9 protein-coding genes and 1 tRNA gene are annotated in these 16,947 nt (G+C 43.5%); 5 read left to right on the top strand and 5 right to left on the bottom strand.

The window, feature by feature from the left end; all coding sequences use genetic code 11:
* Positions 1–395 precede the first annotated feature (395 nt).
* Entirely contained in the window at positions 396–3,362 is a 2,967-nt protein-coding gene (locus H6G32_RS20680; RefSeq protein WP_190461656.1) for a response regulator, read from the top strand.
* Between the two features lie 251 nt (positions 3,363–3,613).
* Here the strand turns inward: H6G32_RS20680 and H6G32_RS20675 are convergent.
* The 3 genes from H6G32_RS20675 to H6G32_RS20665 form a co-directional block, all read right to left on the bottom strand.
* Positions 3,614–3,685, bottom strand: a tRNA-Gly gene (locus H6G32_RS20675).
* Positions 3,686–3,727: 42 nt separating this feature from the next.
* Positions 3,728–6,928 (bottom strand): efflux RND transporter permease subunit, encoded by a 3,201-nt coding sequence (locus tag H6G32_RS20670; protein ID WP_190461654.1) that lies wholly within the window; start codon positions 6,926–6,928, stop codon positions 3,728–3,730.
* Between the two features lie 45 nt (positions 6,929–6,973).
* Positions 6,974–8,467 (bottom strand): efflux RND transporter periplasmic adaptor subunit, encoded by a 1,494-nt coding sequence (locus H6G32_RS20665; protein WP_190461652.1) that lies wholly within the window; start codon positions 8,465–8,467, stop codon positions 6,974–6,976.
* A 750-nt stretch (positions 8,468–9,217) separates the two neighbouring features.
* On the opposite strand from H6G32_RS20665, the gene H6G32_RS20660 reads away from it, so the two are divergent.
* The 4 genes from H6G32_RS20660 (at position 9,218) to H6G32_RS20645 (ending at position 13,510) form a co-directional block, all read left to right on the top strand.
* Entirely contained in the window at positions 9,218–10,315 is a 1,098-nt protein-coding gene (locus H6G32_RS20660) for an RNA-guided endonuclease InsQ/TnpB family protein (RefSeq protein WP_190461650.1), read from the top strand.
* A 522-nt stretch (positions 10,316–10,837) separates the two neighbouring features.
* On the top strand, positions 10,838–11,713 hold the full coding sequence (locus tag H6G32_RS20655) for an Npun_R2479 family HD domain-containing metalloprotein (protein WP_190461647.1): 876 nt from the start codon (positions 10,838–10,840) through the stop codon (positions 11,711–11,713).
* Between the two features lie 87 nt (positions 11,714–11,800).
* The gene (locus tag H6G32_RS20650) at positions 11,801–12,916 is read left to right on the top strand and encodes an ABC transporter permease (protein ID WP_190461646.1); all 1,116 of its coding nucleotides are present in this window, start codon (positions 11,801–11,803) and stop codon (positions 12,914–12,916) included.
* Between the two features lie 33 nt (positions 12,917–12,949).
* Positions 12,950–13,510: a Uma2 family endonuclease gene (locus H6G32_RS20645; protein ID WP_190461644.1), complete on the top strand. Its 561-nt coding sequence runs from the start codon at positions 12,950–12,952 to the stop codon at positions 13,508–13,510.
* Positions 13,511–13,789: 279 nt separating this feature from the next.
* Here H6G32_RS20645 and H6G32_RS20640 read toward each other — a convergent pair whose 3' ends face one another.
* Entirely contained in the window at positions 13,790–14,815 is a 1,026-nt protein-coding gene (locus tag H6G32_RS20640) for an ABC transporter permease (protein WP_190461642.1), read from the bottom strand.
* Positions 14,816–14,914: 99 nt separating this feature from the next.
* The gene (locus H6G32_RS20635; RefSeq protein WP_190461640.1) at positions 14,915–16,567 is read right to left on the bottom strand and encodes an ABC transporter substrate-binding protein; all 1,653 of its coding nucleotides are present in this window, start codon (positions 16,565–16,567) and stop codon (positions 14,915–14,917) included.
* Positions 16,568–16,947 lie beyond the last annotated feature (380 nt).

Raw genomic sequence — 16,947 nt, 5'->3', positions numbered from 1 at the left:
AGCTTCATCTCTTAGCAATATTCATTTTACTCTGTCCACAGTATCTCAGTGTCTTTAGAGATGAGTGTGTCAAAAACACAATTTCTTCAATAGCTAGATATTTTGACTAACATAGATATTAAATTATTTGATTAACAAGTGTGAGTATCGTAATCATTTTGTCTGACCAAAATATTGCCCTACTCCCATCAGAAGTGAACATTTCTTAATCATACGGGCTAAGTCATGAGCAAATAGGTCTATAACCTCTTCGCTGTCTAGCTCGTCAATTTTTAACTCCCCTGGTTTGTTTTTAGCGATGCCTAGGTTGGGCTACGCCTACGCTGTGCCAGTTGCATAAGTCCTGAAAATGTTAGTTGGGGGATACTCAAAAGTTACCAAAGAGCTTGTTAAGTATGAGTCAACCATTGAACGTGCTGATTGTGGAAGATTCAGAGGCTGATGCTATGTTAGTTCTCCGTGAACTACATCGCGGTGGTTTCAACCCCATCTGGGAGCGTGTCCAAACAGCCCAAGAACTAAGCGTAGCCCTCAATCGCTGCAGCTGGGATGTCATCCTTTCAGATTATCGATTACCTGGATTTAATGCGCCTGCGGCTTTAGAAATAGTCAAGCAGAGTCAAAAAGATATTCCTTTCATTCTCATTTCTGGCATTATCGGCGAAGTATCTGCTGTGGAAATGATGAAAGCGGGCGCTCATGACTATGTGATGAAAGACAACTTAAACCGATTGCCAGAGGCAGTGCGTCGAGAAATGCGGGACGCACAGGTGCGAGCAGAGCGTAAGCAAGCCCAAGCAGAACTAGAAAGCCAAAGAATATTCCTGCGGCAAGTCTTCGATGTTGTTCCTAATAGTATTTTTGTCAAGGATACCCAAGGTCGTTTTGTCACCATTAACCAAGCAGGAGCCATGGCCTATGGAGTAAAGGTAGAGGAAATCATTGGCAAGGAGGAAAAAGATTTGACAAATGTGGCCTTAGAACAAACGCAGCATCATCTTGTTAATAACCAAGAGGTAATGCAGATTGGGCAACGACAAATTTATCCCTGTCAAGCTATCGTCAACAAACAAGGGGAAGTCCGTTGGTACAAAACTATTGTAGAACCTTTTGTGGATACTCAGGGGGTGGTGCAGGGAGTCATCGGTTCGGGAACAGATATTAGTGATATTAAACAGGCACAAGCAGCATTACAGCATAGCCAAAAGTTACTTCAAACATTAGCGTCTAATATACCTGGAATGATTTACACCTTTGTACAGCATTCTGATAGTTCTGCTGGTTTTGAGTACGTCAGTTTTGGCTGTCAAGACCTGCTAGAGTTAACACCAGAGGAAGTTTTAAAAAATGCCTCTCTTTACTTTGCACAAATTCATATTGATGACCGTGCCGGATATTATGCCGCTGCCAAGCAGAGCGCTCAAACTTTAAAACCGTTGTCTTACGAGTGGCGAATAGTTACACCCTCTGGCAAACTCAAGTGGGTACAGGTAAACGCTCGTCCAGAGTATCGAGAAAATGGGGATATTGTCTGGCATGGTGTTTTATTGGATGTAAGCGATCGCCAACTTGCCGAACTCGAACGAGAACAATTGCTAGCCCGTGAACGCCACTACGTCAAACAATTGCAGGGATTAACCACAGCAGCACTGACGATCAATTTTGCCCTTTCTGTTGAACAACTGTTGCAAGTAATCACCGATCAGGCGGCATCAATCATTGGTACTCACCAGTCTATCACCAGCATGACGATTGATGAGAATTGGGCACAGGCAATTACCGCCATCTACTTGTCTGATAAGTATGCGGCTTGGCGGAATTACGATAAAAAGCCCGATGGATCTGGCATCTATGCCTGTGTGTGTCACCTGAATCGCCCGATGCGGATGACTCAAAGCGAACTAGAGGCACATCCGCGATGGCGAGGCTTTGGCAAAGAGGCAGAAAACCATCCTCCGATGCGAGGCTGGCTTGCTGTCCCTCTTGTAGGGCGAGATGGACAAAACATTGGCTTGATTCAGCTTTCAGACAAATATGAGGGTGAGTTTACTGAAGCCGATGAAGCCATCCTGGTGCAATTAGCACAGATGGCATCAGTCGCCGTGGAAAATGCCCAGTTATACAAAGCAGAACAGCAAGCACGGTGGGCAGCAGAAGCCTCCCGAGAAGAAGCCCAAGCGGCAAACCGGATTAAGGATGAATTTTTAGCGGTGCTGTCCCATGAATTGCGATCGCCCCTCAACCCTATCTTAGGTTGGTCAAGGCTGCTGCAAACCGGCTCTCTTGATGAGGCCAAGACAAAGATAGCCCTGGCAACCATTGAGCGCAATGCCAAACTGCAAGCTGAACTGATTGAAGATTTGCTGGATGTTTCCCGGATTCTGCGGGGCAAGCTCAGTCTCACGAGCAGCCCGATTAATCTAGCATCAACAATTAAAGCGGCGATCGAAACTGTGCGACTTGCAACAGAAGCCAAGTCTATTCGGATAGAGACCATGCTAGATTCTGAAGTCGGACTTGTTTCTGGTGACTCAACCCGCTTGCAGCAGGTGATGTGGAACTTGCTCTCCAATACCGTTAAATTTACACCCCCTGGGGGTCGGGTTGAGGTGCGATTAGAAAAGGCTGACAATCAAGCTCAAATCACCATTAGCGACAGCGGCATGGGCATTTCTCCTGAATTTCTACCTCATGTGTTTGATTATTTTCGTCAAGCAGATAGCACTACCACTCGTCAGTTTGGTGGACTGGGTTTGGGTCTGGCCATCGTGCGTCACTTAGTTGAGCTGCACGGTGGCACTATTGAGGCAGAGAGCCAGGGTGAAGGAATGGGAGCCACATTCACGGTTAAGCTTCCACTGATCCCATCTGTGCCAACTCTAAATCAAGATTCTCAATTGTCAGAACCATCTCTTGATTTGAAGGGTATCCATGTTTTAGTGGTGGATGATGAGACGGATACACGAGACTTTGTTGCTTTTCTATTGGAACAGGCAGGGGCAAGGGTGATCGCATCTGCCTCCGCTCTTGAAGCATTTACAGTTTTAACTCAATCCCAACCCGATGTTCTCCTGAGCGACATCGGGATGCCGGAAATGGATGGCTATATGCTGATGCGGCAGATCAGAGCCTTACCACCAGAGCAGGGCGGACAGATTCCCGCGATCGCTCTGACTGCCTACGCCGGAGATTTCAATCACCAACAAGCGCTACAAGCAGGCTTTCAACAGCATATTGCCAAACCTATTGAACCAGAGGGATTGATACGGGCAATCTCTACGCTTTTAGGGTGTCCACCGAGATCCGGATACCGTTGGCGAATTCCGAAAATATCTAAACTGAACGGGTTAGTTCAGCAATGAAACGATTATTCGATAACTATAAATTTGGCGATCGCTTTTTATCCTCGTACCAATTTATCTCGTGTCCGGTTAAAGACTGATCATTAAGAACGCAGTTCTTGCAGGGGTAAAGCCTGTTTTTGCACAGATGTAGGAATCATAACTAATTAGCCGTACATGATATTACAGCAGTTTTCAGCAACTAGGCGGCGCTATAGGGGCACAGTAATATTCCCTAGCGATCGCCTATTTCACATTCACAAATTCACTAAAGCGGGCGATGGGACTCGAACCCACGACATTCTGCATGGGAAGCAGACATTCTACCACTGAATTACACCCGCAAGGTGCTGTTAGCTCAGTCAAGGCTAACAAGCATTATATCATTATTTGCTAATTGTGGAAACAGGCTTTTCGCTGGCAGGTGGCGGATTGATTACTTCTGGCTCAACTACTGGGGGACGAGGACGCTTTTTGCCAAAACCATCACGGAAGATCCCCAAAATCCAATTCTGCAAGTTATCAATATAGCTAAATATCACAGGCACAACCACCAGCGTTAACAGCGTTGACGTTGTGAAACCTCCCATAATCGCGATTCCCATTGGTTGGCGGACTTCTGAACCGATACCAATTCCCAAGGCTAGGGGTAAGATACCCACAATTGTCGCTAGAGAAGTCATCATAATTGGGCGCAGCCGCGACACACCAGCTTCTACTAGTGCTTGTCGTTGAGTTTTACCTTCCTGCATATTGATGATTGTATAGTCAACCAAGAGAATTGAGTTCTTGGTCACAATCCCCAAGAGCAGCACAATCCCAATCAGGGCATAGATTCCCAAAGGTTTTTGCATCACCATCAAAGCTACCAGTGCCCCACCTAAAGAAAAAGGTAAGGCTGCCATAATCGACAAGGGATGGAGAAAGTTGTTATATAGCAAGACGAGAATTGCATAGATACACATCAGTGCTAGGGCTAGGGCAAGACCAAAGCGACTGAAAATGTCTTGCATAATTTTGGCACCACCGGAAGATTGCTGTGCTACTCCTGGAGGTAGGTTTTGCATCACCGGCAGTTTGTTGACTGCTTGGACGCCTTCACCCAAGGAAATACCTTGTAAATTGCCTTCTACAGCAACTTGACGGGCGCGATCATAACGGTTAATTGTTGCTGGGCCACTACCAAAGCGGATATCTGCCACCGCCCCTAGGGGTACTAAGTCGCCGTTAGTACTGGGGACTTGGAGATTTTTAATCGTGTTGATGTCTGCGCGTGCTTTGGGGTCGATTTGCACTCGAATCGGAATTTGGCGATCAGGTAAATTGTATTTAGCCAGGTTCGCTTCTGTGTCGCCAATAGTAGCAAGGGAGGCTGTACGGGCTATGGATCTGACTGTTACCCCCAAATCTGCTGCTCGTTGGGGATTGGGAATAACTAATATTTCTGGTTTTACTAAACTCGCACTGGAGGCGACTTCTACTAAACCAGGTATGGAACGCATTTGCCTTTCTAGGGCATCTGCGGCTTGATTCAAGGCTTGGGGATTTTCACTTCTGAGGACTATGGATAAATCTTTGTTACTACCACCTGGACCCTGACTTTGAAAACTGATTCTGGCTCCTGGTATTTGCCCAAATAGGGGGCGTATTTCTTCCTGAAACTCTTTTTGAGATACTTTCCGTTCTTCTTTGGGTTTGAGACTAATCACCAAGGAGGCAGAATTAATCTCCTCTGTGGCTAGCACCCCGGTAACATTGGGATTTTGGCTGATGGTATTCGTTAACTGTGTGACTACCTTATTGACGTCTGTCAAGGTGGAACCTGGGGGTACTTCCACAGTCATGTTAGAAATGCCAAAGTCGCCGTCATCGACGAAACCCTTGGGAATCAAGGGTACTAGCATCAGACTGGCAACAAAGAAGGCGATCGCGATCGCTATTGTCGTTAATCTGTGGCGTAATGCCCACTGAAGAAGGGATTTATAAGGTTGAAAGCGGCGAGGCTTGACAGTGTTGAGTGTTGAGTTTTGAGTACTACCTGGAAGTGTAAATTTGAGATTAAATAAGCGGATGACTTTGGGTTTTTTTGGCTTGTGGGTTATCTCCTTATCCTTCATCAGATAAGCCCCCATCATCGGCGTTACCATCCGAGCCACAAAGGTTGAAAAAATCGTGGAAACGGCAACAGTAACGCCAAAAGGTTGAAAAAACTGCCCCGGAACGCCACCCATAAAAGCAACGGGCAGAAATACGGCAATAATAGTTGCTGAAGAGGCAATTACAGCTAGTCCCACTTCATCAGAAGAGTCAAAAGCTGCTTCCCATGCAGATTTTCCCATGGCCATGTGCCGTTCCATGTTTTCAATTTCCACCACGGCATCATCTACCAAGTTACCCACTGCCAATGCTAAGGCTAACAAGGTCATGTTATTGAGAGTGTAACCAAGGGCCTGTTGCACCGCAAAGGTGGGAATCATGGACAAAGGCAGGGCGACTGCGGTAATTAATGTGGCCCGCCAGTCCCGTAAAAACAAGAGAATCACGATTACCGCCAACACCGAAGCCTGAATTAATTCATCAATGGTGCTTTGGTAGGATTGACGGACAACATCGGCTCTAGTAAAAATTAAATCCAGTTTCACATCTGCGGGGAGTGTTTTTTCCAGTTCTTTGACTGCTGCTTTCACCCCTTCTTCTACAGTCACCAAGACGCTGCCAGTGCTGCGTAACACTTGGAAAGCCACCACCGGCTGATTATTCAAGCGGGCAGCTTGACGCACGTCGCCATATTTATCTTCTACGGTTCCCAAGCTGGACAAGGGTACAGAACTACCTCCAGGGAGTTGGATTTCATAGGTTTGCAAAACATCTACACTCTTGGCACTGCCTAGGGTGCGGATGGTTTGTTCACTACCGCCTATTTCAGCGCGTCCCCCTGGTAAGTTAATGTTCAAATTCCGGATTTGGTCATTGACTTGGGTAGCAGTGATGCCTAGAGATTGTAAGCGGTCTGGATCGAGGTTAATCCGAATTTCTCGGTCAACACCACCCACACGCTTAATCTGGGCTACACCCTTGACTGCTAATAAGGCGCGGCTGATGGTTTGGTCTACGAGGTTGCTTAATTCTTCTACAGAACGCTGGGCAGATTTGACTGCGTAGGTGATGACTGGTCCACCGGCAAATTCCAGACGTTGGATAATTGGTTCGTTGATTTCTTGGGGTAGGTTTTGGCGAATTTGGGAGACAGCGTTGCGGACATCATTAGTGGCGCGATCGCTATCAGTGCCTAAGATAAAATTAATCACCGTCCTGGAGTTGCCATCGGTTACCGTGGAAGTCATGTTATCGATATTGCCCAACCCAGCCACGGCATCCTCTACTTTCTTTGTGACTTGGGATTCAAGTTCCGCCGGGCCTGCCCCTTGTTGTGTTACTGTCACAGTCACCGTAGGCACATCAATATTAGGGTTGATATCAATCCCCAAAGAGACAAAGGAGAACCAACCAATTACCGTCAAGATTAAAAATATAACTATTGTAGGAACAGGTTTTTTAATCGCCCAAGCAGAGATATTAAAGGACATGGCAGCATTTTAAATGTGAGATTTTGGTTTGATTGTCATCAGAAATTATTGATTGACCACTCGGACGCGATCGCCATCTTTGACATAACCAGCACCGTCAACTACTACGCGATCGCTCAATTCTAACCCGCTCTTAATTGCCACCCGATCCCCGTTGATAGATTCTCCTACTTCTACTTTTTGGGCGCGAACTTCTCTTACTTCTACCCTGGGATCGGGGTCTAAGTCTTCACCCGACTGGGTGAATACAATTACACTCTCATCTGCTTGAGATAGCACAGCTTTCTGTGGTACAGTCATCCCCATGGTTCTACCAGTAGTAATTTCTGCCCTGGCAAACATCCCAGGTTTCAACAAATTTGTTGATGGCAAATCAATTTTCACTATTGCCTGACGATTTTTATCATTAACCAGTGGTTCAATTTCTCTCACCCGTCCCTGCAAGTCCACACGCTGATCAGCATCGGCAGTAATTTGCACCAGGCCGCCGACTTTCACCTGTGTAAGGTCAAGATTGGTCACCTCTGCCTGAAGTTCTAACTGCCCATTCTGGATAATCGAAAACAGTTTTTGTGAACCGCCAATCACATTCCCTATCTGGGTTTGCGGCGCCACACCTGTCACATCCCCGACTCTAGCAAGTTTCTCGGCAATAATTCCCGAAGCAGGGGCACGCACCACAGTTTGAGCTAACTGCGCTTGTAGCTGTTCCACCTTCGCAGCACTGTTGCGGACATCGGCTTTGGCTTTATTAACAACGGCTTGGGCGTTGCCAATATTTGCCTTAGCGCTGCCGACATTCGCTTGAGCACTACGGACATTCTCTTCCCCTACATGCACAGTTTCTATGGCAGTTTTTACAGTGTAGGAGCGAGTATCCAGTTCTTGATCACTAATTGCTCCAGAGCTTGCCAGTTCTTTATAGCGCCGAAAATTCTTTTGTGCTTCTTCTAATCTCGCCTTAGCTTGAGCTAAATCGGCTCTTCTTTGCTGGACTATTGCCAGACTTGCAGCTACAGATGCCTGTTTGGATTCTACATCTGCTTGCCTGGATACCACATCAGCTTGCTTGGATTCGACATCTGCTTTTGCTTGGCTAATTTGGGTTTGCAGAACAGAATCATCCAAAATCGCCAACACTTGACCTTTGTTGACAAAGCTTCCCTCTTTCACATTGTTGGGGATACTTTTGATTTGTAAGCCGTTTGTCTGGGCCAAGACTGGAATCAAATCACGGGCGGCTATGTTACCTGTGGTGTTGAGAGTTAGGGAAACACGGGCAGTTTCTACTGGAGCAACGGTGACTGTCAACGATGGGGTAGGCTTTTGTGTCGATTTATCCCCAGCAGCGTTTTGTTTACCAGCTAGAAGACGACTTACTAAACCCCCTCCCAAAAAGGCGATCGCAATCCCCAACCCAGCACCCAACAACAACGGTTTTAACCAAGGGCGGGTTGATTTTCTTTGCCAGCTTGCATCCTCAATCATCACAGGTTCTGCCACCTCAACCTCTGACAAGCTTTCATCGCCCTTTGTCATATCTTTACTCCGCGAATTTTAATTACCACGATTGGTATTTTCTTAAGAAAGATTGAAATTTGTTACCATACATCAACTATGACGCATTTTATTGGCAGATGAAACCGCTAACCCGCGGTACACAGCCCGAAAAAAAGTTACCGCTTACTAATCTAGCAAGAGCCGCAGAAGTATATATTTTTACAGAAATTTTGAATTACCCTCACTATATCAAATAGCAAATGACATCAAAGCCAGATTGTCAATAGAAATAAAATAAAAAGTTTATGAAGATCATATACATTTATTTCATGGATGCCACCAGCACCCATGTCTCTTGCTATACTGAATTACTGAATTTTGTCATTCGCCTCATAACCACTCAAAAGCTTTGACCAGTCTAGGAAGCTATCAGCTATTGAGCCATTAAGACATCAGTCCAGCTAGCACCCACACTTATACCTAAACTACAAAGAAGGAGGGAGCTATTTACTAGTAACCAATAAACTAGACAAAGCTAGACATATATAGAAAAACTTTGACTACCTCTTATTTTCTTTTGTCTTGCCTTTGATTAAATTACTATTAGCTTTTAACTCTATTCGCTTTTCTTCTAGGGATTAACAGAGCAACAGGAGAGCATGAAAGTGATTATCTAAGTTTAAGAAATATTTTTTTTGGCTATGGTGCTAAATATTCATACATCTAATGTATAATATTAACTAAAGTACAGTGTTGAATTCATTCAATACTTCCGCCAGATCAGTAACCATGCTTTTATCCATTAAAACAAAACTCAAGCTAACTAAAACCCAAGAACTATTAATGTGTAAACACGCTGGGATAGCTAGGTTTACTTTTAACTGGGGAATAGCCACTTGGAAAGATTTGTACAAAGATGGATTAAAGCCTGACAAGTATCTTCTGAAAAAGTTCTTTAATAACTATGTTAAACCTGAATTCACATGGATTAAAGAAAAAGGTATTTGTCAGAAAATCACTCAATATGCTTTTGATAACTTGGGTGAAGCATTCAAGAGATTTTTCCAAGGACTTGCTAAATATCCTAGCTTCAAAAAAAAAGGGAGAAACGATAGTTTTACTATTGACAACAGTGGTAAACCAATTCCTGTAGGTGGTAAATCAATAAAATTACCTACTATTGGATGGGTAAAAACTTATGAGCTATTACCACATACTACCTGTAAAAGTATTACTATTTCTAGAACTGCTGATACTTGGTATCTTGCTTTTAGCTATGAGCAACAACATGAAGCAAGTTTAAAACAGTATGATGTTGTCGGTGTAGACTTAGGAGTAAAAGAATTAGCTACTTTAAGTACAGGCGTCGTTTTTCCTAATCCTAAACATTACCAAGAAAATCTCTCCAAATTGCAAAAATTGTCTCGCGCTTTGGCTAAGAAGTCTAAAGGTTCTCGCAATAGGCTTAAAAGCAAAATAAGGTTAGCTAGACATCATGGAAAAATAGCCAACCTGAGAAAAGACACTCTCCACAAAATCACTACCTATTTATGCAAAAACCACGCAAAAATAGTAGTAGAAGATTTAAATGTTTTAGGTATGTTGAAAAATGAAAAATTAGCTCAAGTAATAGCTGACTGCGGATTTTATGAGTTTAAACGTCAGCTAGAATATAAAGCTAAAAAGTTTGGTGCTGAAATCATAATTGCTGATAGATGGTATCCATCTAGTAAAACCTGTTCTCGTTGTGGACATCAGAAAGAAAAACTTTCTTTGTCTGAAAGAACTTATCACTGTGAACACTGCGGTTTTGAGATGGATAGGGATCTAAATGCAGCAATTAATTTATCACGTTTGGCTACAGCGTGTAAGCTTACTGAGGGATAACCGCTCCCATGCTCCCATTGAAGTAAGAAGTAAATGTCTAGACTTGTCTAGGATTTATATAGCAGTCAATTACTAAACTAATTAGTTGCACAAGACAATATCTTATTTTTGGGTATTTTCCACAAAAGATGACAAATCAATTTCTAGGAAACATCATTTTTGGTTCTACCAGTGATTTCACAGGATGTCTCCAGCATTGCCAACTCATCCTTCATCGAGTAAAAACTTAGCTTTTTGTTCAGCTTACTTATTTCTGTAAGCCAATATAATGCACTATTAGATAGCACCCAGGACTTAGCGTGGCAGTTGCTACCCTCCAGTCAGCCACCCTCCAGAGGTAAATCAAAAAGGACTAAAGCCCAAAATTGAAACAATCAAGCAGCCATTCCCCAACCAGATTAAACCTCAATCTCCCTGGATAAATGAGTTGTTATCTAAGGTTTATCAGTGTGCTAATTTCAGCAAAGACGATCCTGATGATGAAATTTTGAACCAAATTAATATCTACCTGAGTATACCAGTATGTTCAATGCCACTGAAGTTCTAATTGATGCTTTTGTAAATCAAATTCGAGAAGGTTACAGTCGTACTTATGGGTGCTTAAAAACCGAATATCAAGACATTATCGCCTGGGCTGGTAACATGGCTTTGGAAAACATTGCTAATAGTGATGCACTATATCACAATGTTGAACACTCAGTCCTCGTTGCCCTTGTAGGACAAGAAATCTTACGCGGTAAACACATTCGGGAAGGTGGTGTTTCTAGTGAAGATTGGCTGCATTTTATTATTTCCTTAGTCTGTCACGATATCGGTTATGTCAAAGGAGTTTGCCGACAAGACAGAGAAACCGAAGACGTCTATGCCACAGGTCAAAATGGCAAAATGATTGCTCTACCTCCGGGGGCTTCTGATGCCAGTCTGACGCCATATCATGTAGATAGGGCCAAGCTGTTTATAGATGAGCGTTTTGGCGGTCACAAGTTAATTGATGGTGAAGCGATTAAGAGCAACATTGAATTAACTCGGTTTCCCGTACCAACGGCAGAAGATCATCAAGATACCAAAAATTTTGCCGGGTTAGTGCGTGCGGCTGATTTGATTGGGCAATTAAGTGACCCGCGTTACTTGAAAAAAATCACTTCTTTATTCTACGAGTTTGAAGAAACTGGCATGAATAAAGTTTTGGGCTATCAAAATCCTGCCGATTTACGCAAGAATTATGCCAAGTTTTACTGGCATGGCGTCTATCCATATATTAAAGATGGATTGCGCTACCTATCTCTGACACAACAAGGAAAACAAATTGTCGCTAACCTTTACTCAAATGTGTTTGTTGTGGAACATGAAAAACAGTTTGAAGAACAGCGGTATTTAGTTGAGCAATTTCATGCTTAGTCATTAGTCATTGGTCATGAGTTATTAGTCGTTAGTTATGACCAATGTCTTGTTACTCTTATAATGAAGAATTCTTGACCGAAAACTATGGATTGGTGGTATCGACTAAAGAAAAATCCATTGGCACGATTTGGGGCAATTTTACTGCTGGTGTTCTATTGTGCAGTAATTGCGGCGGATTTTGTCGCCCCTTATGACCCTTATGCCTCACAGGCAAATGGTTCGCTACTGCCCCCAACTCAAATTCACTGGGTTTCTCAGTCAGGACAATTTATCGGCCCCCATGTTTATCCGACAACTCAGGGAGACACAAATCTAGAAACAGGCGATCGCCAACTAATTGTAGACTACAAAAAGCCCTCACCCCTGCGTTTATTTGTCTCCGGGCCAAAATACCGCTTATTGCAAATGAGTTTACCACTACCGCCCAAGTGGAATGAAGTCACCATTTTTCCTGGCATCCCCCTAGATTGGCATTTATTTGGCACCACTAGCGAAGCAAAAATCAACATCTTGGGTACTGATGACCAAGGACGCGACCAATTCAGCCGTCTGGTGTATGGTGGTCGCATCAGTATGTTTATCGGTATTTTCGGCGTTGCCATTTCCTTTCCCCTCGGTTTGTTGATGGGTGGCATTTCTGGCTATTTCGGCGGTGTGATAGATAGCATCATCATGCGCTTGGCAGAAGTGATGATGACCTTCCCTGGCATTTATCTGTTGGTAACATTGGGCGCAGTCTTACCTCCTGGTTTAACCAGTACCCAGCGCTTTATCTTAATTGTGGTAATTACTTCAGTAATTGGCTGGGCAGGTTTAGCAAGAGTAATTCGCGGACAGGTGCTATCAATTAAAGAGCGAGAATTTGTGCAAGCAGCAAGGGCAATGGGCGGAAAACCACTGTATATCATCCTCCGCCATGTTTTGCCCCAAACCGCCAGTTATGTAATTATCTCAGCTACCTTGTCTGTTCCCAGCTTCATCGGTTCAGAAGCGATACTCAGTCTTATCGGCTTAGGGATTCAACAACCAGATCCCTCTTGGGGCAATATGCTTACTCTGGCAAGCAATGCTTCTATTATAGTGCTGCAACCTTGGCTGATCTGGCCGCCAGTGGTGCTAATTATCCTCACAGTACTGTCATTCAACCTACTAGGTGATGGGCTGCGAGATGCCCTCGACCCCCGCAGTTTAAGAAGATAGACTTACCGTCATCTACTTTATAAACAAAGTCTCATGACCGTAACTACCTATAAATGGACGATTGAACGCTATCACCGGGCAATAGAAGCAGGGATCTTTGACGACCAGCCTATAGAACTATTGCGCGGAAACCTCATTGTTATGCCTCCAGAACGGGAACCGCACGCCTACTACAATACTGAAGCTGCTGATTATCTCCGTACGCTTCTGGGTACAAGGGCAAAAATCCGCGATGCCAAACCCATCACCCTACCCAACGACTCAGAACCCGCCCCCGATGTCGCCATTGTCAAACCTTTAGGCGAAGTCTACTTAGAACACCATCCTTACCCAGAGGACATTTTCTGGATTATCGAGTTCTCCAACACTACCCTCAGCAAAGATTTAGGCGAGAAAAAAGATATCTACGCTGAAGCAGGTATTGCTGAATATTGGGTTGTTAACCTCAAAACTCCGCAGTTGAAAGTATTTCGAGACTTAAAAGATAGGCAATACACAACGGAACTGACACTAACTACGGGCAGCATCTCCCCCCTAGCTTTTCCCGATATCTTCATTCAAGTTCAGCGGCTGATGGGTTTGTCAAAAGTATAATCGATTACTTCGGAAGATAAGAAAGTGCGATCGCTAGTTTACAACAGTTTTCATCTATTTGAACCACATCTCTGGTAGGGGCACAGCAATGCTGCAAAAACTGCAAAAACCATCTGATTTGATAACACTGAGTTGGACAGATTTCAAGCCTTAAAGTTAGTTTCTACTATTCGGAAAACACGTACTCCCGTTTTGAGTTGTTCTTTAGTAGGGCTTCTTAACCCGCGTAGGCGGGTTTTGCCTGTGTAGCTGTGACTTCCAGTCGCCAAGATCCTTTAATTAATAACGAATTCTTGGATCTACATAAGCATTTAAAATATCAATTAAAATGCTGGCACTCACAACTATTGCCCCGAAAAAGACTAAAACCCCCTGTACAGTAGGATAATCTCGGTCTGAGATGGCTTGATATAGTCGATTCGCTAACCCAGGCCAGGAAAACGTTACCTCAGTTAAAATCGCCCCACCCAGCAGAGAAGCAAAAGTTAACCCCAACACCGTAATTACGGGGATTAAGGCATTCTTTAAAGCATGGGAGACTAAAATCTTATTTTCAGAAATTCCTCTCGCTCTAGCCGCTTCTACATAATCCGCTTGTAGGGTTTGCTCTAAATTGACGCGCACAATTCGCTCAAAAATACTGCTGAGTAATATTCCCAAGGTGAGACTCGGAAGGGCAAGATGATGCAAAGATGTGAAAAACTGGCTGATGTTACCACTCAACAGACTATCAATTGTATACAACCCAGTGATAGTAGAGGGAGCAGGAAGATTTGGCGGAAAGCGGTTGGAATTGGGGAACCAACCTAGTTGGACAGAGAAAACCAACTGCAACAGCATACCCGCCCAAAACATCGGGATTGCGTAGGTGATAACGCCAAACAACCGCCCACCCACATCAAGATATGTTCCAGGACGAGACGCGGACACAGTACCAACTGTAACACCAACGAGAAGTGCGATCGCCATACTAAAAACTGCTAACTCCACCGTAGCCGGGAAATATTGCCCAATTATCTCCCCAACATTCTGCCCCCGACTCGTTAAAGAAGTGCCCAAATCAAAGCGCAGGATGTTTCCCAAGTAATTTAAATACTGTAACCATACAGGCAGGTCTAAACCCAGTTGTTTTCTTAATTCTTCCTTGGCACTTTCTGGTGCACGTCCACCGAGAATTGCATCAGCTGGATCTCCCGGTGTTGCTCTGAGTAACAGAAAAACTATCGTAATGATAGTTAATAGCTGAAGTGGCGCCAGCAGCAACCGAGAGACAATGTAATATTGTAAGGCTTTAGAACGAGACATATTCAAAACTCAAAATTCAAAAATTAAGTGTCAATGGTCAAAAGTTAATATTAATGACAAATGACAAATGACCAATGACCAATGACCAATGACCAATGACTACTTTTTAATAGTCCTGTAAATCAGGTTTTGGGTCGGGTCAAGTTGTACATTGCTCACACCTTTTTGGGCAAATACAAAGTCTTTGTTTTGCCATAAAGGAATATAAGGTAAATCAGTTGCTACTTGCCCTTGAATATCAGTAAATATTTTCTTTCTAGCTTCGGGGTTTTGTTCTTTGCGTTCCTGATCAATTAGCTTATTTACAGCTTCGCTATAGTAAAACGAACCCTGACCCTGACTTCCACCATCTTCGCATCCCTTTGCCACCGAGCCTTTTGAACAAGACAAAAATGGTTGCACGTAGTTATCTGGATCTAAAAAGTCTGGATACCAATCCAGCAAAGTTGCTGGATATAAACCTTTGGGCCCTTCTTTATAAAAGGTAGCAGATTCTGCGGGTTTGACTTCAAATTCTAGCATTCCATCCAACTTTGTATCAGCCAAAGCTTTAATTGTTTGCGCTGCTAAACTGCGAGTCGGTGAACTTGAAGGATACCAAATTTGTATCTTTGCCGGATTTTCTTTGGAGAAACCAGCAGCAGTTAAGGATTTTTTAGCCTGCTCAATGTTACCATCACCATATTTTTCTTTAAATAATGGCTGGGAAACATCAAAGGTGGTGGGAATCATGCTGTAAAGTGGATCTGCTTGACCAAATAGAGCTCGTTCCATAATTAGAGGACGATCTATTAAGAAGGCGATCGCACTCCGAACCTCTGGTTTATCCAAAGGCTTTTGATTCCGGTTCAACACCATGTAACTGACTACGCTACCTTTAGCGCTGATTGCCTGCCATTTATCATCTTTTGACTCTTTAGTCAAGCTGCGAATTTGATCAGGTTCCAGAGACAGGTAAACTACATCCACAGCACCAGTACGGAAGGCATTAAACAAATTAACTGGACTGGTTTGGATTTGCACGTTAACGCCTTTATTGGCTGGTTTTTCCCCCCAATACTGATCAAACACGTCAAATCGCAGTGAATCAGTGCCATACTGGGCTAACTTGTAAGGGCCAGTCCCCACAAAGATATTCGGCTTAAATTTCCCAGCGCCCAATTCGTAAGCTTTAGGTGAAACTGCACACACTCCAGAAAAAGCCAACAGAGAAGGAAAGGCCGCAAAGGGCTTTTTCAGCTTGATGGTTAACTCATTATCGCCAGTAGCTTTTACCGATGCCACCGTATCCGATAGTAAGAAAGAGGGTTTACCTTTATTTTCGATAAAGCGCTGGATGCTAAACTCCATTGCTTTGGCGTTGAAAGGAGTTCCATCATGAAAAACCACGCCCTGACGTAGGGGAATAGTGTAAGTTAAACCATCCTGACTCACTTTAGGTAATGCTGTCGCCAGTTGGGGCTTAATTTCTGTACTTCCTGGTTCGTAGGTGTAAAGGCGATCGCTCATATTAAATACTAAACCCAAAGATGCCAATTCATAGGCATCAGCTGGATCAAGGGTTCTGGGCTTTGCAGTCGTACCCACAGTAATGCGACCATCACCTTGAGGAGTATTGACAGAACCAGATACCGGGGTAGTTGTATTTGGGCGAGGACTGCAACTAACAATCAAAAATAAACATAGACAGAAAAAAGATAGGAATTTTGAAATCCGACTCCACTGTCTCACGGACAAAGAAAACCAAGTCATAGAATCAAATTTTATTTAATCAGCGGTCAGTAATCTTACTATATATGTGACTTATATGCTTAATTTTTCATAATTCATTAAGTTCTGGCAATACTTTGTGTTAAGTAGCCAGGCATAAATAAACATAACTGTGGCAGTAATGGGCAAAACCTATTGTAGATTATTCTCTCCAACACACAGTATTTACATTTAATAACGTTTACTTAGACCTCTAAGTCACAAATATAGGAATAATATTTGATTTTTGAAAAAAAATAAGAGATAATACGGAGAGAGCATACAAGTCTAAAACAGAACAATGATAAAGCAGTATTTAGAACAAGAGATACCTGCGGTGGGTGGAGTCATCGGCGAACTACAGGAATTTATAGCTCAAAATC

The sequence above is a fragment of the Cylindrospermum sp. FACHB-282 genome (genome assembly GCF_014697195.1).
GTDB lineage: Bacteria > Cyanobacteriota > Cyanobacteriia > Cyanobacteriales > Nostocaceae > Cylindrospermum.
The sequence above is the reverse complement of the archived record's forward strand: the minus strand, read 5'-3'. Positions and strand labels throughout refer to the sequence as shown.

Coding starts and splice junctions, on each gene's coding strand:
- H6G32_RS20640 (WP_190461642.1), bottom strand. CDS start 14,815: ATGTCTCGTTCTAAAGCCTTACAATATTACATTGTCTCTCGGTTGCTG.
- H6G32_RS20665 (WP_190461652.1), bottom strand. CDS start 8,467: ATGACAAAGGGCGATGAAAGCTTGTCAGAGGTTGAGGTGGCAGAACCT.
- H6G32_RS20670 (WP_190461654.1), bottom strand. CDS start 6,928: ATGTCCTTTAATATCTCTGCTTGGGCGATTAAAAAACCTGTTCCTACA.
- H6G32_RS20650 (WP_190461646.1), top strand. CDS start 11,801: ATGGATTGGTGGTATCGACTAAAGAAAAATCCATTGGCACGATTTGGG.
- H6G32_RS20635 (WP_190461640.1), bottom strand. CDS start 16,567: ATGACTTGGTTTTCTTTGTCCGTGAGACAGTGGAGTCGGATTTCAAAA.
- H6G32_RS20660 (WP_190461650.1), top strand. CDS start 9,218: ATGCTTTTATCCATTAAAACAAAACTCAAGCTAACTAAAACCCAAGAA.
- H6G32_RS20680 (WP_190461656.1), top strand. CDS start 396: ATGAGTCAACCATTGAACGTGCTGATTGTGGAAGATTCAGAGGCTGAT.
- H6G32_RS20655 (WP_190461647.1), top strand. CDS start 10,838: ATGTTCAATGCCACTGAAGTTCTAATTGATGCTTTTGTAAATCAAATT.
- H6G32_RS20645 (WP_190461644.1), top strand. CDS start 12,950: ATGACCGTAACTACCTATAAATGGACGATTGAACGCTATCACCGGGCA.